The 18,956-nt window shown below is 68.2% G+C and carries 25 protein-coding genes; 11 read left to right on the forward strand and 14 right to left on the reverse strand.

Annotated features, from left to right (window positions below):
- Positions 1 to 30: 30 nt before the first annotated feature.
- From I0D00_RS10330 to I0D00_RS10340, 3 genes are all read right to left on the reverse strand, one after another.
- The gene (locus I0D00_RS10330) at positions 31 to 786 is read right to left on the reverse strand and encodes a phasin family protein (RefSeq protein ID WP_213639632.1); all 756 of its coding nucleotides are present in this window, start codon (positions 784 to 786) and stop codon (positions 31 to 33) included.
- 10 nt (positions 787 to 796) lie between these two features.
- Complete coding sequence (locus tag I0D00_RS10335) at positions 797 to 1,231, reverse strand: phasin family protein (RefSeq protein WP_213639633.1); 435 nt, start codon at positions 1,229 to 1,231, stop codon at positions 797 to 799.
- A gap of 119 nt (positions 1,232 to 1,350) precedes the next feature.
- Positions 1,351 to 1,629, reverse strand: a complete 279-nt coding sequence (locus I0D00_RS10340; protein WP_213639634.1) for a polyhydroxyalkanoic acid system family protein — start codon at positions 1,627 to 1,629, stop codon at positions 1,351 to 1,353.
- Positions 1,630 to 1,787: 158 nt separating this feature from the next.
- On the opposite strand from I0D00_RS10340, the gene ubiE reads away from it, so the two are divergent.
- From ubiE to I0D00_RS10390, 10 genes are all read left to right on the forward strand, one after another.
- Complete coding sequence (gene ubiE, locus I0D00_RS10345) at positions 1,788 to 2,558, forward strand: bifunctional demethylmenaquinone methyltransferase/2-methoxy-6-polyprenyl-1,4-benzoquinol methylase UbiE (RefSeq protein ID WP_213639635.1); 771 nt, start codon at positions 1,788 to 1,790, stop codon at positions 2,556 to 2,558.
- The gene (locus I0D00_RS10350) at positions 2,558 to 3,175 is read left to right on the forward strand and encodes a ubiquinone biosynthesis accessory factor UbiJ (protein WP_213639636.1); all 618 of its coding nucleotides are present in this window, start codon (positions 2,558 to 2,560) and stop codon (positions 3,173 to 3,175) included. The genes ubiE and I0D00_RS10350 overlap by 1 nt, the downstream gene beginning before the upstream one ends.
- Positions 3,172 to 4,761, forward strand: a complete 1,590-nt coding sequence (ubiB, locus tag I0D00_RS10355; RefSeq protein ID WP_213639637.1) for a ubiquinone biosynthesis regulatory protein kinase UbiB — start codon at positions 3,172 to 3,174, stop codon at positions 4,759 to 4,761. The genes I0D00_RS10350 and ubiB overlap by 4 nt, the downstream gene beginning before the upstream one ends.
- A gap of 66 nt (positions 4,762 to 4,827) precedes the next feature.
- The gene (gene hisI, locus I0D00_RS10360; RefSeq protein ID WP_213639638.1) at positions 4,828 to 5,229 is read left to right on the forward strand and encodes a phosphoribosyl-AMP cyclohydrolase; all 402 of its coding nucleotides are present in this window, start codon (positions 4,828 to 4,830) and stop codon (positions 5,227 to 5,229) included.
- On the forward strand, positions 5,222 to 5,554 hold the full coding sequence (locus tag I0D00_RS10365; protein WP_213639639.1) for a phosphoribosyl-ATP diphosphatase: 333 nt from the start codon (positions 5,222 to 5,224) through the stop codon (positions 5,552 to 5,554). The genes hisI and I0D00_RS10365 overlap by 8 nt, the downstream gene beginning before the upstream one ends.
- Before the next feature lie 27 nt (positions 5,555 to 5,581).
- A complete protein-coding gene (tatA, locus tag I0D00_RS10370; protein WP_213639640.1) occupies positions 5,582 to 5,815 on the forward strand; it encodes a twin-arginine translocase TatA/TatE family subunit in 234 nt (77 codons plus the stop codon).
- Between the two features lie 12 nt (positions 5,816 to 5,827).
- Complete coding sequence (gene tatB / locus I0D00_RS10375) at positions 5,828 to 6,169, forward strand: Sec-independent protein translocase protein TatB (protein ID WP_213639641.1); 342 nt, start codon at positions 5,828 to 5,830, stop codon at positions 6,167 to 6,169.
- Positions 6,166 to 6,963 carry a twin-arginine translocase subunit TatC gene (tatC, locus tag I0D00_RS10380; RefSeq protein ID WP_213639642.1) on the forward strand — a complete coding sequence of 266 codons (798 nt, stop codon included), beginning with the start codon at positions 6,166 to 6,168 and terminating at the stop codon, positions 6,961 to 6,963. The genes tatB and tatC overlap by 4 nt, the downstream gene beginning before the upstream one ends.
- Positions 6,960 to 7,667: a 16S rRNA (uracil(1498)-N(3))-methyltransferase gene (locus tag I0D00_RS10385; RefSeq protein WP_213639643.1), complete on the forward strand. Its 708-nt coding sequence runs from the start codon at positions 6,960 to 6,962 to the stop codon at positions 7,665 to 7,667. Before tatC ends, I0D00_RS10385 begins: the two co-directional genes overlap by 4 nt.
- Before the next feature lie 93 nt (positions 7,668 to 7,760).
- Positions 7,761 to 8,231, forward strand: a complete 471-nt coding sequence (locus I0D00_RS10390; RefSeq protein WP_213639644.1) for a UPF0158 family protein — start codon at positions 7,761 to 7,763, stop codon at positions 8,229 to 8,231.
- Here the strand turns inward: I0D00_RS10390 and dtd are convergent.
- Both dtd and pip read right to left on the reverse strand, forming a co-directional pair.
- Positions 8,194 to 8,631: a D-aminoacyl-tRNA deacylase gene (gene dtd, locus I0D00_RS10395; protein WP_213639645.1), complete on the reverse strand. Its 438-nt coding sequence runs from the start codon at positions 8,629 to 8,631 to the stop codon at positions 8,194 to 8,196. The genes I0D00_RS10390 and dtd overlap by 38 nt on opposite strands.
- The gene (gene pip, locus I0D00_RS10400; RefSeq protein WP_213639646.1) at positions 8,628 to 9,599 is read right to left on the reverse strand and encodes a prolyl aminopeptidase; all 972 of its coding nucleotides are present in this window, start codon (positions 9,597 to 9,599) and stop codon (positions 8,628 to 8,630) included. The genes dtd and pip overlap by 4 nt, the downstream gene beginning before the upstream one ends.
- A 128-nt stretch (positions 9,600 to 9,727) precedes the next feature.
- Between pip and I0D00_RS10405 the strand changes: the two genes are divergently transcribed.
- Entirely contained in the window at positions 9,728 to 10,162 is a 435-nt protein-coding gene (locus I0D00_RS10405) for a hypothetical protein (protein WP_213639647.1), read from the forward strand.
- A gap of 36 nt (positions 10,163 to 10,198) precedes the next feature.
- Here I0D00_RS10405 and I0D00_RS10410 read toward each other — a convergent pair whose 3' ends face one another.
- The 9 genes from I0D00_RS10410 to I0D00_RS10450 all read right to left on the reverse strand — a co-directional run bounded on the left by I0D00_RS10410 (position 10,199) and on the right by I0D00_RS10450 (position 18,882).
- Positions 10,199 to 12,121 (reverse strand): autotransporter domain-containing SGNH/GDSL hydrolase family protein, encoded by a 1,923-nt coding sequence (locus tag I0D00_RS10410; RefSeq protein ID WP_213639648.1) that lies wholly within the window; start codon positions 12,119 to 12,121, stop codon positions 10,199 to 10,201.
- A gap of 131 nt (positions 12,122 to 12,252) precedes the next feature.
- Positions 12,253 to 13,077: a quaternary amine ABC transporter ATP-binding protein gene (locus I0D00_RS10415; RefSeq protein WP_213639649.1), complete on the reverse strand. Its 825-nt coding sequence runs from the start codon at positions 13,075 to 13,077 to the stop codon at positions 12,253 to 12,255.
- Positions 13,074 to 13,925, reverse strand: coding sequence for an ABC transporter permease (locus I0D00_RS10420; RefSeq protein ID WP_213639650.1), 852 nt, complete (start codon positions 13,923 to 13,925; stop codon positions 13,074 to 13,076). Before I0D00_RS10420 ends, I0D00_RS10415 begins: the two co-directional genes overlap by 4 nt.
- Before the next feature lie 221 nt (positions 13,926 to 14,146).
- Positions 14,147 to 15,160, reverse strand: coding sequence for an ABC transporter substrate-binding protein (locus I0D00_RS10425; protein WP_213639651.1), 1,014 nt, complete (start codon positions 15,158 to 15,160; stop codon positions 14,147 to 14,149).
- 190 nt (positions 15,161 to 15,350) lie between these two features.
- A complete protein-coding gene (locus I0D00_RS10430; RefSeq protein WP_213639652.1) occupies positions 15,351 to 16,298 on the reverse strand; it encodes an IS481 family transposase in 948 nt (315 codons plus the stop codon).
- Positions 16,299 to 16,381: 83 nt separating this feature from the next.
- Complete coding sequence (locus I0D00_RS10435; RefSeq protein WP_213639653.1) at positions 16,382 to 16,936, reverse strand: lipocalin family protein; 555 nt, start codon at positions 16,934 to 16,936, stop codon at positions 16,382 to 16,384.
- A gap of 10 nt (positions 16,937 to 16,946) precedes the next feature.
- Positions 16,947 to 17,201, reverse strand: coding sequence for an outer membrane protein assembly factor BamE domain-containing protein (bamE, locus tag I0D00_RS10440; RefSeq protein ID WP_213639654.1), 255 nt, complete (start codon positions 17,199 to 17,201; stop codon positions 16,947 to 16,949).
- A 67-nt stretch (positions 17,202 to 17,268) separates the two neighbouring features.
- Positions 17,269 to 17,871, reverse strand: coding sequence for a DUF924 family protein (locus I0D00_RS10445; protein ID WP_213639655.1), 603 nt, complete (start codon positions 17,869 to 17,871; stop codon positions 17,269 to 17,271).
- A 3-nt stretch (positions 17,872 to 17,874) separates the two neighbouring features.
- Positions 17,875 to 18,882 carry a class 1 fructose-bisphosphatase gene (locus I0D00_RS10450; protein WP_213639656.1) on the reverse strand — a complete coding sequence of 336 codons (1,008 nt, stop codon included), beginning with the start codon at positions 18,880 to 18,882 and terminating at the stop codon, positions 17,875 to 17,877.
- Positions 18,883 to 18,956: the final 74 nt, after the last annotated feature.

Here is an 18,956-nt window from a genome sequence, read left to right on the forward strand (position 1 = left end):
CCGGGCGTCAGGAAAGCGGCGAGGACCGCGTCAGGACTGGCTGGCGGGCGTGCTCGGCGCCGGCGCTTCCGTCGGTGCCGCGGCAGCCGCAGGCGCCACCGGCTCCGAGGCGGCCGGCGCCACCACCTTGGCCAGCGGAGTCTTCTTCACCGCCGGCTTCTTCGCCGCGGCCGGCTTGGCCGCCGCTTCGGCTAGCGGTGCCGCCGCCACCTTGGTCGCCGGCTTCGCAGCGGCCTTGGCTGCTGGCTTGGCAGCGGGTTTAGCCGTCGCCGGCTTGACCGCGGCCTTGCTCGCCGGCTTGGCCGCCGCTTTCGGAGCGGCCTTGCGCACCGGCTTGGCCGCCGGCTTGACCGACTTGGCGGCAACCCCGGTGAGCGCCTCGAGCTGCTTGGTCAGGCTCTCGACCTTGTCATTGAGTGCCTTCACCTCGCTGCGGCTGGGCACGCCCAGGCGCGAAATGGCGTTGTGCAGGCGCTTGTCGAACGCCTCCTCCAGTTCGCCCCACTTGCCCATGGCCTTGTCCTTGACCACATCGACCTTGGACTTGGCGGTCCCGACCTTGGACTCGACGGTGGACTTCACCGACTCGACCTGCTTGTCGACCTCGCTCTTGGCCTGCTTCTCGGCCTTCTCGCCGTCCTTGACCAGGGTGTCGAACAGCTTGGTGCCGTCCTTGCTGACCTTGGAGTAAGCGCCCAGGCCGGCCAACCAGATCTGCCGCGAATACTTCTCGACCTCGCCGATCCAGGAGCTGGTCTGTTTTTCGGTTTTCTTCTTAACAGCCATCCCGCTCTCCTTATTTGCTACGCGCGACATGCTCGAGCAATGCGCCCAGTTCATCCAGCTTAGCAGAGAGCTCTTCGATATCTTGCTTGGTCGGAATGCCGATGCGCTTGAGGGCGCCAGCCACGCGATTGTCGAAGGCCTTCTCGATCTTGTCGAACTGCACGTCGACCTTGCCCTTGACGCTGGTGACGCGGTTCCTCACGCCGTCGAGCTGGCTGTTGGCCGCCTCGACCTGCTCGCCGACCAGGCGCTTGCCCTGCTCCTCGACACCCTCGCCGGCCTTGACCAGCTCCTTGAAATACTCGGCGCCTTCCTGCCCGGCCTTGGCGTAGGCACCCAGGCCGGCCAGCCAGACCTTGCGGGCATAGACTTTGACATCGCTCAGCACGCCGGCTTTGGCTTCGGCTTCGGCTTCGGCTTTCTTCTTGATTGCGACTTTCGACATGGTGCACCTCACGCGCGGTGGTTTGCGGAAACGCCCACGGAATGCAGGCTTGGGTGCAAGGTATCGAGGAAAATTAGAAACCGCATACTAGCCGCCGGCGTCCGCGCCCGAAGCTCGCCTCAAGCCTTGAGGTTCTTGTCCAGCACCTCCTCGATCTGCCGTTTGATGCTGCCGCCCATGGCCGACAGCAACAGGCCCAGCTTGAGCTCCACGCGCACCCGGTCCGCACCGACCTCGATGCGCCCGTCGGCGCCGCTGCGCTTGAATTCCAGGGTGTCGCCGCTCCAGCGGTAGCGCACGTCGAAGTCGCGGGCCAGGCGCTCGGCCAGCTGCTCGGCTTTCTCCCGGGCCGCCTCGCGGCCGAGGTTATGGGAACGTTCCACATCGATTCGGGTCATGGCCTCTCTCCTCACTGCGACCTCAGATCGCGCGACTATAACAGCCCGCGCCGCCCCCTCGCCCGGCGCCGGCCCGCGCGCGCCAAGACAAAGGTAGGCCGCAGGTTTAGAATGGCCGCCACTTTAGAATCAGCCTCTCTCGTTTAGGTAAGGGCGACATGACCGACACGCGCAAGCGCAGCGACAGCGAACCCACCACGCACTTCGGCTTCCAGGACGTTCCGGAAAGCCAGAAGGCGCAGAAGGTCGCCGAGGTCTTCCACTCGGTGGCCGCCAAGTACGACCTGATGAACGACCTGCTCTCCGGCGGCATGCACCGCCTGTGGAAGCGTTTCACCATCGAGCTGTCCGGCGTGCGCAACGGCAACCGGGTGCTGGACATCGCCGGCGGCACCGGCGACCTGACCAGGCAGTTCGCCCGCCTGGTCGGCCCCGAGGGCGAGGTGGTGCTGGCCGACATCAACGAGTCGATGCTCAAGGTCGGCCGCGACCGCCTGCTCGACCGCGGCGTGGCCGGCAACGTCAAGTTCGTCCAGGCCGATGCCGAGAAGCTGCCGTTCCCGGACAACCACTTCGACTGCGTGACCATCGCCTTCGGCCTGCGCAACGTCACCCACAAGGAAGACGCCCTGCGTTCCATGCTGCGGGTGCTCAAGCCCGGCGGCCGGCTGCTGGTGCTGGAGTTCTCCAAGCCCTCCAGCGAGCTGCTGTCGAAGGTCTACGACCGCTACTCGTTCAGCTTCATGCCGCTGATGGGCAAGCTGATCACCAACGATTCCGAGAGCTACCGCTACCTGGCCGAGTCGATCCGCATGCACCCGGACCAGGACACGCTCAAGGCGATGATGGTCGAGGCCGGCTTCGAGCGGGTCACCTACCACAACATGACCGGCGGCATCGTCGCCCTGCACCGCGGCATCAAGCCCTGATGCTGCTCAGCGGGCTGCTGGCCGGGGTCGAGCAGGGCCTCAACCGGGTGCTGGCCCTGGACGGCACGGCCCTGCCGCGCCTGGCGCGCCTGCGCGGCCGGGTGATCGAGATCGATTGCCGGGCGCCTGCGCTGCAGCTGTTCATCCTCGCCGACGAGCAGGGCCTGCGCCTGGCGCCGCACTGGGCCGGCGAGGTCGCCTGCCGCCTGCGGGCGCCGGCCAACAGCCTTCTGCGCCTGGCCGCCAGCGCCGACAAGAGCGCCGTGCTGCACAGCCCCGAGGTCGAACTGGACGGCGACAGCGCCGCCCTGCTGGACCTCGCCGCGATCCTCCAGGACCTCGAACTGGACTGGGAATACGAACTGGCGCGCTGGCTCGGCCCGGTCGGCGCCCGACTGCTCGCCGGCCACCTGCGCAGCCGCGCCGGCTGGACCGCGCAGAGCCTCGACAGCCTGCGCCTGAACCTCGCCGACTACCTCAGCGAGGAGTCGCGCAGCCTGGTCGGCCGCCGCGAGGCCGACGCCCGCTTCGCCGAACTGGACCGCCTCAAGCTCGCCCTCGACCGCCTCGATGCGCGTATCGAACGCATCGCCCAACGCCATAAGCCCAACGCATGAAGCTGCTCGCCGCCCGCCGCCTGTTGCGCATCCAGCGCGTGGTCATCCGCTACCAGCTGGACGACCTGCTGTTCGACCTGCCGCTGCCGCTGTGGCTGCGCGCCCTGCGCTACGCCCTGCCCTGGCACTGGCTGCCGCGCCGCACCCTGAACCTGTCGCGCGGCGCGCGCCTGCGCCTGGCCCTGGAGGAGCTGGGGCCGATCTTCATCAAGTTCGGCCAGCTGCTGTCGACCCGCCGCGACCTGCTGCCGCCGGATGTGGCCGACGAGCTGGCCAAGCTGCAGGACCAGGTCCCGCCCTTCGACCCGGCCCATTCCCTGGCCCTGATCGAGGCCCAGCTCGGCGCCAAGGTCGGCGAGGTGTTCGCCCGCTTCGACGCCAAGCCGCTGGCCTCGGCCTCGGTCGCCCAGGTGCATGGCGCGCAGCTCAAGAGCGGCGAGGAAGTGGTGGTCAAGGTCATCCGCCCGGGGCTCAAGCCGGTGATCCGCCAGGATTTGGCCTGGTTGTTCCTGCTCGCCCGGCTGGCCGAGAAGGCCTCCCCCGACGCCCGCCGGCTGCGCCCGGTGGAGGTGGTCGGCGACTACGAGAAGACCATCTACGACGAGCTCGACCTGCTGCGCGAGGCGGCCAACGCCAGCCAGCTGCGGCGCAACTTCGAGGGCTCGGCGCTGCTCTACGTGCCCCAGGTGTACTGGGACCTGTGCCGGCCCAAGGTGCTGGTGATGGAGCGCATCTACGGCGTGCCGGTGACCGACCTGGCCAGCCTGGCCGACCAGCGCACCGACATGAAGCTGTTGGCCGAGCGCGGCGTGGAGATCTTCTTCACCCAGGTGTTCCGCGACAGCTTCTTCCACGCCGACATGCACCCCGGCAACATCTTCGTCAGCACCCGCCAGCCGTGGAACCCGCAGTACATCGCCATCGACTGCGGCATCATCGGCAGCCTCACCGCCGAGGACCAGGACTACCTGGCGCGCAACCTGCTGGCCTTCTTCAAGCGCGACTACCGCCGCGTCGCCCAGTTGCACATCGACTCCGGCTGGGTGCCGGCGCAGACCCGGGTCAACGACTTCGAGGCGGCGATCCGCACCGTGTGCGAGCCGATCTTCGAGCGCCCGCTCAAGGACATCTCCTTCGGCCAGCTGCTGCTGCGCCTGTTCCAGACCGCGCGGCGCTTCAACATGGAGGTGCAGCCGCAGCTGGTGCTGCTGCAGAAGACCCTGCTGAACATCGAGGGCCTGGGCCGCCAGCTGTACCCGGACCTCGACCTGTGGAGCACCGCCCAGCCCTTCCTCGAGCGCTGGATGCGCGAGCGCATCAGCCCGCGCCACCTGCTGCGCAACCTGCAGCAGCAGGTCGAGCAGGTGCCGCACCTGTCGCAGATGGCCCGCGACACCCTGGAGCGACTCAATAACCAGCAGCCGGTGGTCCGGGTCGAGTCGGCGGACAACCGGCAATGGCCGATCCGCCTGCTCGGTGCCCTGCTGATTGCCGGCGCCGCGGCCCAGGGCCTGGCCCTCAGCCTGCCGGCCTGGCCCAGCTGGGCCATGCTGGCCGGCGGTCTCTACCTGGTGCTGCGCCGATAGCCAGGCCCGTACCACGCTGGCACACTAGACCTCTATCCGACAGGCCCGCGACGGGCGGAAGTAGCGATGAACGATTGGCTCGACGAGATCAACTGGAACAGCGACGGCCTGGTGCCGGCAATCGCCCAGGACCACCGGACCGGCCGCGTGCTGATGATGGCCTGGATGAACCGCGAGGCCCTGGCCCTGACCGCCAGCGAGCAGCGCGCCATCTACTGGTCGCGCTCGCGCGGCAAGCTGTGGCGCAAGGGCGAAGAGTCCGGCCATGTGCAGAAGCTGCACGAGCTGCGCCTGGACTGCGACGCCGACGTGATCATCCTCAGGGTCGAACAGCTCGGCGGCATCGCCTGCCACACCGGCCGCGAGAGCTGCTTCTACCGGGTGTTCGACAACGGCACCTGGAAAACCGTCGATGCGGTGCTGAAAGACCCGCACGCCATCTACCGCGCAGGACATACCCATGACTGACACCCTGAGCCGCCTGGCCGAAGTTCTGGAGGCGCGCAAGGGCGCCGCCGCCGACAGTTCCTACGTCGCCAGCCTGTACCACAAGGGCCTGAACAAGATCCTCGAGAAGGTCGGCGAAGAGTCGGTGGAAACCATCCTCGCCGCCAAGGACGCCGCCGCCAGCGGCGACTGCAGCGAGCTGATCTACGAGACCGCCGACCTGTGGTTCCACAGCCTGGTCATGCTCGCCGCCCTCGGCCAGCACCCCCAGGCGGTGCTCGACGAACTGGACCGGCGCTTCGGCCTGTCCGGGCACGCGGAAAAGGCCGCGCGCCCGCAAAACTGATCATCCACTTACTACGGAGTACACGTCATGGGATTCGGTGGCATTAGCATCTGGCAACTCCTGATCATCCTGCTGATCGTGGTCATGCTGTTCGGCACCAAGCGCCTGAAGAACCTGGGCGGCGACCTGGGCGACGCGATCAAGGGCTTCCGCAAGTCGATGGGCAACGGCGAGGAAGACAAGCCGGCCGTGGACGAGCACAAGGGGCAGACCATCGACGCCCAGGCGCGCAAGGTCGAAGAGCCGGCGAAGAAAGACTAAGAGCCGACCGCCATGTTCGACATAGGCTTCACCGAACTGCTGCTGGTCGGCCTGGTCGCCCTGCTGGTGCTCGGCCCCGAGCGCCTGCCGGGTGCCGTGCGCACGGCCGGGCTGTGGATCGGCCGGCTCAAGCGCAGCTTCAGCGCGATCAAGGCCGAGGTCGAGCGCGAGATCGGCGCCGACGAGATCCGCCGCCAGCTGCACAACGAACAGATCCTCGAGCTGGAACGGGAGATGCAGGCGATGAAGCAGGACCTGCTGTCGTCGGCCACCACCGCCAAGCCCGAACAGGCCGCCGAGCCCGCCCCCCCCGCCAAACCAGACGCCAGCCAGGACAAGCCCGCCCAACCATGAGCCGACCAACCGAAGGCGACCAGGAAATGCCCCTGGTGTCGCACCTGACCGAGCTGCGCACGCGCCTGCTGCGCAGCGTCGTGGCGGTGCTGGCGCTGTTCGCCGGGCTGTTCTACTTCGCCCAGGACATCTACGCCCTGGTCGCCGCGCCGCTGCGCGCCTACCTGCCGGAAGGCGCGACGATGATCGCCACCGGCGTCGCCTCGCCCTTCCTGACGCCGTTCAAGCTGACCATGATGGTCGCCCTGTTCCTGTCGATGCCGATCATCCTGCAGCAGATCTGGGGGTTCATCGCCCCGGGGCTGTACAAGCACGAGAAGCGCATCGCCGTGCCCTTGCTGATCTCCAGCATCCTGCTGTTCTACGGCGGCATGGCCTTCGCCTACTTCGTGGTGTTCCCGATCATGTTCGGCTTCTTCGCCAGCGTGACCCCGGAAGGGGTGGCGATGATGACCGACATCGGCCAGTACCTGGACTTCGTCCTGACCCTGTTCTTCGCCTTCGGTGTGGCCTTCGAGATCCCGGTGGCGACCTTCCTGCTGATCTGGGTGGGCATCGTCGACGTCGCCACCCTGCGCAAGAGCCGGCCCTATGTGATAGTCGGCTGCTTCGCCGTGGGCATGCTGCTGACCCCGCCGGACATCTTCTCCCAGACCCTGCTGGCGCTGCCGATGTGGCTGCTGTTCGAGTCCGGGGTGCTCTTCGGCAGCCTGGTCAAGCGCCGCGCCGAGCACGAGGACGCCGCCGCGGACGAGGCGGAATCCGAAGACCAGCCCCCCGCGCCACAACCGTGAACCTGCTGCTGCTGGAGGACGGCGACTTCGTCGCCGCCGACCGGGTGCGGCTCGACGGCCGACGCCTCAAGCACCTGCACGAGGTGCACCGCGCCGAGGCGGGCGACAGCCTGCGGGTCGGCCGCCTGAACGGCCCGATGGGCCAGGGCCGGCTGCTCAGCCTGACGCGCGAGGCCGCCGAGCTGCAGGTGGAGCTGGACCAGGCGCCGCCGGCCAAGCTGCCGCTGACCCTGCTGCTGGCCCTGCCACGGCCGAAGATGCTGCGCCGCGTGCTGCAGACGGTGAGCGCCATGGGCGTGCCGCGGCTGATCCTGCTCAACAGCTACCGGGTCGAGAAGAGCTTCTGGCAGACCCCCTTCCTCGCGCCCGAAGCGATCCGCGAGCAGCTGATCCTCGGCCTGGAGCAGGCCCGCGACAGCGTGCTGCCCGAGGTGCTCATCGAGCAGCGCTTCAAGCCCTTCGTCGAGGACCGCCTGCCGCCGCTGGCCGCCGGCAGCCTCGGCCTGGTCGGCCACCCCGGTCCCTACCCGGACTGCCCGCGCGCCGTCGCAGGCCCGGTCACCCTGGCCATCGGCCCGGAGGGCGGCTGGATTCCCTACGAGGTGGACAAGCTGCAACAGGCCGGCCTGCAGCCGGTGCAGCTCGGCGCGCGCATCCTGCGCGTGGAGACGGCGGTCAGCGCCCTGCTCGCCCGCCTGTTCTGAGCGCCCGGCGGCGTCTCGCGCCGCCAGACGGCATGGCCAAGCCGCGCCGGCGCAGCTATGGTCGGTGCAGGACAGCAGCTGGAGCACGCCGCCATGCATCCCCTGACCCTCGACCTGCCGCGCATCGAACAGGCCCTGCTCAGTCAGGCCGAACTCGAGCACTACCTGGACCTCGCCACCGGCGCGGTGCTGAGCGTCGCCCCCGGCGACCCGGCGCCCGGCGCCGACGAGAAATACGACGTGCAGCCCGATCGCTACCTGGCCATCGAACCCCTGCCCCATGGCCAGGCGCTGGCGCTGCGCGAGGCCTTCCTGTTCGGCCTGCACGATCCCCACGCCCACACCCTGCTGAGCCACGCCCTGGCCGGACGCAAGCCGCTGCGCAGCTTCGACTACCAGCTGGAAGCGCTGCCGCGGGTGCGCCAGGCCTGGCTCGCCTTCCAGGCCCAGCAGGTGCGCGAACTGGCCCTGGAGTGGCTGCAGGACAATGGCCTGGAACAGGTGCGACAGCCGCGTGACGAGGCGCTCAGACCTCGAGGAGAAAGGTCACCGGCCCGTCATTGACCAGGTGCACCTGCATCTCGGCGCCGAAGCGCCCGGTGGCGACCTGCGGATGGTGGGCGCGGGCCTGCTCGACCAGCAGCTCGAACAGCTCGGCGCCCAGGGCCGGCTTCGCGGCACTGGAGAAGCTCGGTCGCAGGCCGCTGTTGGTATCGGCGGCCAGGGTGAATTGCGAGACCAGCAGCAGGCCGCCGTCGACATCGGCGAGGGACAGGTTCATCTTGCCCTCGGCATCGCCGAACACCCGGTAGTTGAGCAGCTTGTGCAGCAGCCTGGCGACGCTCTCGGGGCTGTCCTGGGGCTCGACGCCGACCAGCGCCAGCAGGCCCTGGTCGATGGCGCCGACCACCTCGCCGGCGACCTCCACCCGGGCCCCGCGCACCCGCTGGATCAGCGCCTTCATGCTTCGTCCGGCGACAGGTTGAGCAGGCGCCGGGCGATCTGGTTGGCGGCACGCACCAGGGCATCGGTGATGCCCACTTCGGCCGCCGAGTGGCCGGCATCGCGGATGATCTGCAGCTCGCTGTTGGGCCAGGCCTGGTGCAGCTCCCAGGCGTTGTCCAGGGGGCAGATCACGTCGTAGCGGCCATGCACTATGACCCCCGGCAGATGGGCGATCTTGGGCATGTCGCGGATCAGCTGGTCGGCCTCGAGGAAGGCGTTGTTGACGAAGTAGTGGCACTCGATGCGGGCGATCGACAGGGCGCGGTGCGCCTCGCTGAAGCGCTCGACCACCTGCGGATTGGGGCGCAGGGTGGCGGTGCGCCCCTCCCAGCTCGACCAGGCCTTGGCCGCGTGCATCTGGGCGATCTGGTCGGGACCGGTCAGGCGCTTGTAGAAGGCCTGCATCAGGTTGCCGCGTTCCTCGACCGGGATCGGCGCCAGGTAGTCCTGCCAGTAGTCGGGGAACATACGGCTGGCGCCTTCCTGGTAGAACCAGTGGAACTCCTGGGGGCGGCAGAGAAAGATGCCGCGCAGGATCAGCCCGTGCACCCGCTCGGGATGGCTCTGGGCGTAGGCCAGGGCCAGGGTCGAGCCCCAGGAGCCGCCGAACAGCACCCATTTGTCGATGCCCAGGTGCTCGCGGATGCGCTCCAGGTCGGCGACCAGGTGCCAGGTGGTGTTGTTCTCCAGGCTGGCATGGGGCGTGGAGCGCCCGCAGCCGCGCTGGTCGAAGGTGACGATGCGGTACAGGTTGGGGTCGAAGAAGCGCCGGCTCAGGGCGTCGCAACCGGCGCCGGGGCCGCCGTGGATGAACACCACCGGCAGACCGTCCGGCGACCCGCTCTCGTCCACATAGAGCACATGCGGCTCTTCGACCGCCAACTCGTGGCGGGCGTGGGGTTTGATCTCCGGATACAAAGTCTGCATGGCAAGCTCCTGAATGTAGGCGTACGGTGCGTTCCAGGCTTCGGCGGGAGCACTTCGCCCCCCTCGGGGTTGCCAAGCCGCCGGGTTCCGCTCTGCCCCGCATCATAACCATGAAAAAGGAGTTCGGCATGCCGGCACGGCGATTTGCCCTGGCTTTCCTGATGCTTTTCACCCTGCTGGCCGGCTGTGGCGGCCGCGACGATCCCCAGGCGGCCCTGGAAGCCGCCGTGCAGCAGTTGCAGGACAACCTGGAGGCGAAGGACAACGGCGCGGTACTGGCGCTCTTGCACCCGCAGTTCTCCGCCCAGCAGCAGCTCGACCGCGACTGGGCCCGGCGCACCATGGCCCTGCTGTTCCTGCGCCATCAACAGGTGCGCGTGCTGGCCCTGAGCAAGAATAGCTACCTGGACCCGACCTATGGCGAGAAAGGCCACACCGAGGCCCAGGTCGCCCTGACCGGTGCCGCCGGCCTGATCCCGGACAGCGCAGGGCATTTCGCGGTCAAGCTGGAATGGTGGCGGGAGGACGGCGAGTGGCGCCTGGCGCGCCTGGGCTGGGACTGAGACCACCCGCGCCAGACGGCGCAGGTGGTGCGGGCGTTACAGGTCCCAGTTGAGGGACAGGCCGATGCCGTGCTGGCGGTCGTCGGTGCCGCGGAACTGGTAGGCCGCGCGCAGCTGCAGCGCCTCGGCCAGGGCGTGGCTGACGCCCAGGGACGCCAGGGTCTGGCCGCCGGCCGGGGCATGGCCCTGCAGCTCGAAGCGGTTGCCGGTCACCGAGCCGAGGCCCATGCGCAGCTGACGGGGGTCATCCTCGAACTCCCGTTCGCGGGCCACCTCGGCGAACACCTGGGTCGCCGGGCTCAGCTGGTAGTTCACCTGCACACCCAGCCCCAGACGCCTGCTGTCGCGCTGCTGGTCGGCGACGTCCAGCGCCGTCGAACTCTGCCCGCGCTCGCGGTAGCCATCCACATCGACCCGGGCGTAGTCGGCACTGACGAAGGGGCTGACCCGCCAGCCAGTGCCGGCATTGGCCAGGTCATAACCCAGGCGCCCGGACAGGGCCCAGAGCTGGCCATCGGTGTCGCCCGTCTCGCGGCGCTCGACGATGCCCAGGGCGAACTGGCGATTGAGGTCGTGGTAGTCCAGATGGCCCAGGCTCAGGCTGCCGTCGGCCCACACGCGACCATTCTGGTACTGGCCGAAGGCGCTGAGCAGGTAGCTGCGCAGGTCGTACTCGGAGTCGGCCTCGCCGGCCTCCAAATTCTGCTCCTGCAGGCCCAGGGCCAGACCCAGGCGCCAGTTGTCATCCAGACGGTAGCTGCCGCCCAGGTGCAGGCCATAGGCGTCGCTGTCCCCCGCGGCCACCGCCTCGCTGCGCTGGAAACGCTGGCGCTGACCGCTGGCGGCGACGAAGCTGCGCCACTGGCCCGGCGCCTGCCAGGCGCCGCGATCGGCCTGCCATTCGCTGCGCAGCTGCTGCTGGTGGCCGTTGAGGCTGGCCATGGCCATTTCCGGCAACAGCGACAGCTGCCAAGGTGCGGCGAGGATCGCGTAGGTGTAGTCGGCGGTGATCTGCTGCACCGCCGCGGTCGGGTGCACGCCATCGTTGAACAGCAGCCTGCCCGGGTTGGCCGAGGTGCCGCCCAGGCCCCAGGTCGGATCGGCCAGGCAGCTGCTGCCGCTGAAGCAGACGTCGGTCTGACTCACCAGCGGGTCGAACCCGTAGCTCGCCAGGTCGCCCTGCACCTCGTGCAGCAGGCCGCGGAAATTCAGGCGGATGACGTTGCCGCCCAGGGCCGTCAGCTGGCTGGCCAGCGCATCGTTGTACAGCGCCGCGGCGCCCGACCAGGCCGCGCGCATGCCAGTGGCGAAGCCGGCCGGGGTCAGGCCGACGTCCGGCAGGTCGGCGACGATGATGGTGCGCGCCCCCGCCTGCTGCAGGGCGGCGACACCGGCCACCAGGTTGGCCGCCGACGTGGCGGCGCTGGCCGGATCGACCACCACCCCCTGCAACACGTCGTTACCGCCGCCGTTGACGTAGAACAGCGCATCGGGGTCTACCCGCGGCACGTCAATCAGATAGCCGTTGCGGGTCCTGACCAGGCCGCCCCCGGCGTTCACCACCGAGCCGTTGGCCGCGGTGATCGAGGCGAGGACCTGATCGGTGCGGTAGCCGCCGACCGCATAATTGCTGCCGTCCGCATTGCCGGTCAGGGCCTGCGGCAGGATGGGCGTGGACGGCAGCGCCTGCAGGCCGAGATGAGCGGCCAGACGCTGCGGGGCGACCGCGTCGAAATATTCGCTGTTGTTCGCCAGGAAAGTCGGCCCGGTACGGTTGGTGAAGCGCAGGCCGCCGGTCGGGTTGCCACCCAGCAGGGGGCTGCCGGTATCCGGGAACTGGCCGCTGTCGCTCAGCGAATCGCCGAAGATCACCAGTTGCGAGTAGGGGTTGGCCTGGGTCGCGACCGGCAGCCCGGCCAGGAGTACTGCAGCGGTCAATGCTTTGATGGGGAAAGTCATGGCTACTCCGTCTTGTTGTATTGCCGACAGGCAAGCACGACAGAGTAGCCAGTCCGGCCGCAGCCGACTGTCCCCCAAATGGGCGAGTCGCCAGCCGGAGCTTCTGGCCCAGGCGGGGAGCCGATCCGGCGCTAGCGTCCCCGGAGGCTGGCCACCCGGCGCTGGACGAAGCGGTCGACGTAGTCGTCGGCCGGCTGCTCGAGAATCTCGCGGGGCGCGCCGACCTGGACCAGGCGGCCATCCCTGAGGATGGCGATGCGGTTGCCGATGCGCAGCGCCTCGTCGAGGTCGTGGGTGATGAAGACGATGGTCTTGTGCAGGCCCTGCTGCAGCTCCAGCAGCTGCTCCTGCATGTCGGCGCGGATCAGCGGGTCGAGGGCGCTGAAGGCCTCGTCCATGAGGATGATCTCGGTGTCGGCGGCCAGCGCCCGGGCCAGGCCGACCCGCTGGCGCATGCCGCCGGACAGCTGGTGCGGGTAGTGCGTCTCGTAGCCGGCCAGACCGACCCGGGCGACCCAGTGCGCGGCCCGCTCCAGGCAGTGCGCCCGGGCCTCGCCGCGCACCGTCAGGCCGTAGGCGACGTTGTCCAGCACGCTCCTGTGCGGCAGCAGGGCGAAGCTCTGGAACACCATGCTGATCTTCTTGCGCCGCAGTTGCCGCAGGGCCTGGCGGTCGTAGCCGAGGATGTCCTCGCCATCGATCAGGATCTGCCCGCTGCTGGGCTCGATCAGCCGGTTGAAGTGGCGCACCAGGGTCGACTTGCCGGAGCCGGACAGGCCCATGACGACGAAGACCTCGCCCGCCTCGATGCGCAGCGACAGGTCGTTGACCCCCACCACGCAGCCGGTGGCGGCGAGCACCTGCTCCTTGCTCCGGCCCTGGCGTATCTGGGCCAGCGCGGCCTCGCTGTGGCGGCCGAAGACCTTGTAGACGTGGTCGACCTGGATCTTGCTCACCGCCCGTCCTCGTGCGGCGCACGGCCATAGGCCTGGGTGATGCGATCGATGACCACGGCGAGAATGACGATGGCCAGGCCGGCCTCCAGGCCCTTGCCGACATTCAGCGTCTGGATGCCGATCAGCACCTCCTCGCCCAGCCCGCGGGCGCCGATCATCGAGGCGATCACCACCATCGACAGGGCCATCATGGTGGTCTGGTTGATCCCCGCCATGATGCTCGGCAGGGCCAGCGGCAGCTGCACGCCGAACAGCTGCTGCCAGCGGTTGGCGCCGAAGGCGTTGACCGCCTCCATCACCTCGCGGTCGACCTGGCGGATGCCCAGATCGGTGAGGCGGATCAGCGGCGGCGCGGCGTAGATCACCGTGGCGAAGATCGCCGGCACCTTGCCCAGGCCGAACAGCATCAGCACCGGGATCAGGTAGACGAAGCTGGGCAGGGTCTGCATGACGTCCAGCAGCGGCATCAGCAGCAGCCGCAGACGCGCGCTGCGGGCGGCCAGGATGCCCAGCGGGATGCCGATCAGCACCGCGATGACGGTGGCCACCAGCATCAGCGCCAGGGTCTGCATCAGCTTGTCCCACAGGCCGACCGCACCGACCAGAAACAGCAGGCCGACCATCACCAGGGTCGCACGCCAGCGCCGGGTGGCATGCCAGGCGATAGCGCCGACCAGTGCCAGCATCAGCCACCAGGGCGCGGCCCGAAGCAGGCCCTCGAGGCTGACGATGGCCCACAACAGGGTCTCAGATATCTGGCGGAACAGATCGCCGTACTGGATCACCAGCTTATCGACCCAGGCGTTGACCCAGTCGGCGATGGAGAAGGTGAAACGCTCGGGAAACATAGGTCAGTCTCGGCCGTGAGTTGTCGACTGCCCCCTTGGAGGACGGTCAAGCGGGTCTGCTGGATGAATCCGCGCCAACGTCGTCCTGAATTGATCAGGCGCAGGTCTCAGAATCCGCGTCATTCGACAAAGTAGTGCGCTGTCATCAGGGACTGGAGGCTCGACGCGTTGAGGACGCAGTCCAGACGACCGGCAGCGAGGGCCGGCGCCTGGCCCGCTAATCAGTTCAGGGCCGCGTCGATCCGCGCCGCGACCTCGGCCGGGACCCAGGTCGACCAGATGTCCCGGTGCTCGCGGTAGAACTGCCGGCTGACCTCAGCGGCCTCGCTGTGCTGCTCGGACATCCGCGCCAGGATGCTGTTGAACAGCGGCAGGGGAATCTGCACCTTGTCGAATACCTTGACCAGCTCGGGGGCGCGCGCATGGAAGTCGCGGGACACGCCGATGGCGATCTTGGCCGGCAACGAGCGGCTGCCGACGGGGTTGGGGTGGTCGCCGTCGATCAGGGTCGCCCAGGCCGCGGCGTCGAACGGCGGCTCCGCCAGTTGCACCAGTTCGTAGCGCCCCATCAGCGGGGTCGGCGACCAGTAGTAGAAGAGGATGGGCTGCTGCCGGCGAATCGCCGAACTGATCGCCGCATCCAGGGCCGGGCCGGCGCCGGTGCGGAAGTTCACGTAGCTGTCCGTCAACCCGTAGGCCTTGAGCTTCTGCGAGTTGACCACGGCACAGGTCCAGCCGCTCGGGCAGTTGTAGAAGCGCCCCTTGTCCGGCTCCTCGGGGTCGCGGAACAGCGCCTTGAAGCGTGGCAGGTCGCTCACCGACTCGAGCCCGGCCGCCGGCGCATCGGCGCCCCTGACCAGGTAGGCGGGCACCCACCAGCCCTCGGTCGCCCCCCGTACCGGCTCGCCGACGGCGAACACCTCGCCGGCCGCTTCGGCCTTGCGCCAGATCTCGCTGCGTCCGGCCCATTGCTCGGCGATCACCTGCACGTCGTTCTGCTTCAGCGCGTTCTCCATGGTCAGGGTATTGCCCGGCAGCGCATCGGTCTGACAGCCATAGCCCTGCTCCAGCAGATCGCGCAGCACCTGGGTGGCGAACATGCCGCTCTCCCAGTTGAGTCCGGCGAACACCACGGTGCTCGGATAGGGGCAGGCGGCCGGCGCGGCCTGGGCGGCGGCGCCGGACAGCGCCCCGACCAGGGTCAGGGCGGCGAACACGGGACGGAACAACGGCATGGCAGTCTCCAGGTCGACGGCGGAGGCGAGTGCCGTTTGCCGCCCCGAGAGCGGCGACAGACGACTACCAAGGGTTTAGACCCCGGCGCGCCGTTTGCCCAGTTTTTCCCCCGGCGGCCTGCCGGCATTGCTCCGCGGGCGGAGGGCACGGGCTGTCGCCGGCCCGGTGCCGGGCCGCACGATTCAGCGGCTAGTTGTGTAAACCCAGTACGTTATTCAGTGAAAGCGGAACGCGACTGATTGGTGGCTGGTAGCCGAGGCTGGCGTGTGGCCGGTGCCAATTGTAGTGATGTAGCCAGGGCGTCAGGTGCTGTGCTCGCTGTGCCGAACTTTCATAGCTATGGGCATAGGCCCACTCGCGCAGACTGGTCTGGATGAAGCGCTCGGCCTTGCCGTTGGTGCGTGGCGTGTAAGGTTTGGTGCGCAGATGGCGCAGCCCCAATCGTCTGAGCAAACGCCGAAACGTGCGAGAGCGATAGCAGCTGCCGTTGTCGGTCATGATGCGGGTGAAACGAATGCCCAGGCTGCGGTAGTAGCGCAGCGCCTGGAGCAAGGCTTGGCAAGCACTGCGACCACGCTCGTCAGGATGCAGGCTGCTGAAGGCGATGCGGCTGGCATCGTCGATGGCCACGTGGACGAATTCCCAGCCCGCGCCGTCGGAGTTCTGCTGTCGGTCGCCGGTGACCCGATGGCCAGGTCGCCAGAAACGGCCCAGCTTTTTGATATCCAGATGCAGCAGATCTCCGGGTGTCGGGTACTCGTAGCGCACCACCGGTGGCGCCGGCTCCAGCTCAGCCAGTCGATGAAAGCCGGCCCGCCGCAGGCGGCGCGCAACAGTGCTGACGGCCAAGCCTAGCTCTCTGGCGATCTGCCGATAGGTCTTGCGGCATCGCCGATGTTCGATCAGACGCTCGACCACGGTATCGGGTGTCGCATGCGGGCAGTGTTGCGGACGTGATGAACGATCCATCAACCCGGCCTCGCCTTCCTCGCGAAAGCGCCGCAACCATTTGTAGGCGGTTCGCACGCTCACACCGGCCGCCTGGGCGGCTTCTTCGACCCGCAAGCCGTGCTGGATGCGCTGAACCAAAAGGGCTCGACCGCGAGGGGTAAGACGGGCATGTTTATGCAGGTTCATCCGGGGCTCCTGGAAGGCTAGGTTGGTCGCACTTCCAGAATTCCGGGAATGCCCCGGATGAACAACCTACTGAGAGATCACAGCTAGTCGAGCTCGCCGTCGGCCGCCCGCCAGATCAGCGCCCCGGTGTCGTAGCCCCGGTCGCGCGCCACCTGCAGCAGCCGGTCGCGCTGCGCCGGTTCGACCCGCGGGCTGCGCGCCAGCAGCCACAGGAAGTCGCGATCCGGATGGCCGACCAGGGCGCTCTGGTAGTCGTCGTCCAGGTAGAGCACCCAGTACTCGCCCTTGGCCACGCCGGGCAGCAGGCGGCTAAACCAGTTGTCGAAGCGCACCCACAGCTTGTCGGTCTCGCCCGTCACCTGCGGAACGGCCACGCCTTCGGCCTGTTGCCACTCGCCTTCGCGGGTAAGGCAGCGGTTGACCACCGCCAGGCTGCCGTCGTCCTGCAGGGCGTAGTGGGCCTCGGACTGGGCGCAGTTGCGCTGGAAGAACATGGGCAGGCGTGCCCACTCGTACCAGGTGCCCTGGTAGCGCTGCAGATCGACTGCGTCGACCGTTCGCGGCGGCACCGGCCCGGTTCCGGAATTGGCGCAGCCGGCCAGCAGCGCCACCATCATCAAGCTCGACAACCCGCGCATCGCGACCTCCTTACTTGAGCCCCTTGCCGGAGAACATCAGCACCTGGTCACCGGCGAACTGCACGCTGATGAAGCTCTGCTCGTCGCCCCAGGTGCAGCTGGTGATGCCCAGGGCGCCGGCGCATTCGCTGGGCGCACCGAGCAGCTGCTCGACCTCGGGCTTGCTCATGCCGGCCTGCAGTTTCGAGTAGTTGGCCTGGTTGACCTTGTTGCAGGCGACCAGCAGCACAGAAGCTGCGATCAGGGCGAGGGCGCGAAACGACATGCAGGGACTCCGCTGGATAAAGGTTCGAGCCCGCCTGATGCAGGCCCGCGATACGCTCGGTTGGACGTCAGAAGCGCGAGCCGGGTTCCTCGAGGAAGCGCAGTTCCTCCTCGCTCGAGTCGCGACCGAGAATCGCATTGCGATGGGGAAAGCGGGCAAAGCGGGCGATTATTCGCTGGTGGCGTTCGGCGTAATCGAGGTAATCGGCGAACAGCTTGTGCTCGGCGGCAGGCGCGGCATCGAGCAGGCGACTGAAGCGTCGCACCGCCTCGTCCTGCAGCAGCAGGTCCTCGGCGTGCTCCAGCACCAGGTAGATGAACACCCGCTGGATCGGCGCCAGCGCCGCTTCGCGCTCGCCATCCAGGCCGTCCAGCACCAGCTGGCGGGCACGGGCGTCACCGGCGAAGGCGCGCGGGTCGTCGCGATGGATCATGCGCGGCAGCTGGTCGAGCAGCAGGGTCAGCGCCAGCCAGCCTTCGGCCTGCTCCGCCCAGTCGCCGAGGCCGCCGGCCAGGGCCTGCTCGACCAGCCCGCCGAAGCGCTCGCGCGCCTCGGCGTCCTGGCCGTCACGCTTGCCGAACCACAGCCCGGAGCGCGCCGCGGCCACCTCGCCCGCCGTCGTCAGGGGGCCGAACCACCAGTCGAGCAGAGGCTGCCAGGGCGCGCTCATGGTTCATTCCTGGTGGTAGGCGGTAACGCGCTCGACTTCCTGCTTGGAGCCGAGGAACACCGCCACCCGCTGGTGCAGCGAGCTCGGCTGGATGTCGAGAATGCGCTGGGTGCCGTTGGTGGCGGCACCGCCGGCCTGCTCGATGATAAAGGACATCGGGTTGGCCTCGTACATCAGGCGCAGCTTGCCGGGCTTCTCCGGCTCGCGGGCGTCGCGCGGGTACATGAAGATGCCGCCGCGGGTGAGGATGCGGTGCACGTCGGCCACCATCGAGGCGATCCAGCGCATGTTGTAGTTCTTCTCCAGCGGCCCGGTCTCGCCGGCCAGCAGCTCGCCGACGTAACGCTGCACCGGCGCCTCCCAGTGGCGCTGGTTGGACATGTTGATGGCGAATTCCTTGGTGGTCTCCGGCACCTTGATGTTGTCGTGGGTCAGCACGAAGCTGCCCAGCTCGCGGTCCAGGGTAAAGCCCTTGACGCCGTTGCCCAGGGTCAGCAGCAGCATGGTCTGCGGGCCGTAGATGGCGTAGCCGGCGGCGACCTGCTGGGTGCCCGGCTGGAGGAAGGCGTCCTCGCCCAGGTCGCCCACATCACCATTGCGCTCGGGGCAGCGCAGCACCGAGAAGATGGTGCCGACCGAGACGTTTACATCGATGTTCGACGAGCCGTCCAGCGGGTCGAACACCAGCAGGTAGGCGCCCTTGGGGTAGCGGCCGGGAATCTGGTAGGCGTTGTCCATCTCCTCCGAGGCCATGCCGGCCAGGTGGCCGCCCCACTCGTTGGCTTCCAGGAGGATTTCGTTGGACAGCACGTCAAGCTTCTTCTGCACCTCGCCCTGCACGTTCTCGGTTTCCATGCTGCCGAGCACGCCGCCCAGGGCGCCCTTGGAGACCTGATGGCTGATCGCCTTGCAGGCCCGTGCCACCACTTCGATAAGGAAACGCAGATCGGCGGGGGTGTTGTGGCTGCGGGTCTGCTCGATCAGATAGCGGCTCAGGGTAACGCGGGACATGGACGGCTCCGGGAAGGAAGAAAAATCGCGCGCAGTTTAACCCTTTATCGGCTTCGGCGCCTCAGCAGCTGGAT

Source organism: Pseudomonas lalucatii, from assembly GCF_018398425.1.
Lineage (GTDB): Bacteria > Pseudomonadota > Gammaproteobacteria > Pseudomonadales > Pseudomonadaceae > Aquipseudomonas > Aquipseudomonas lalucatii.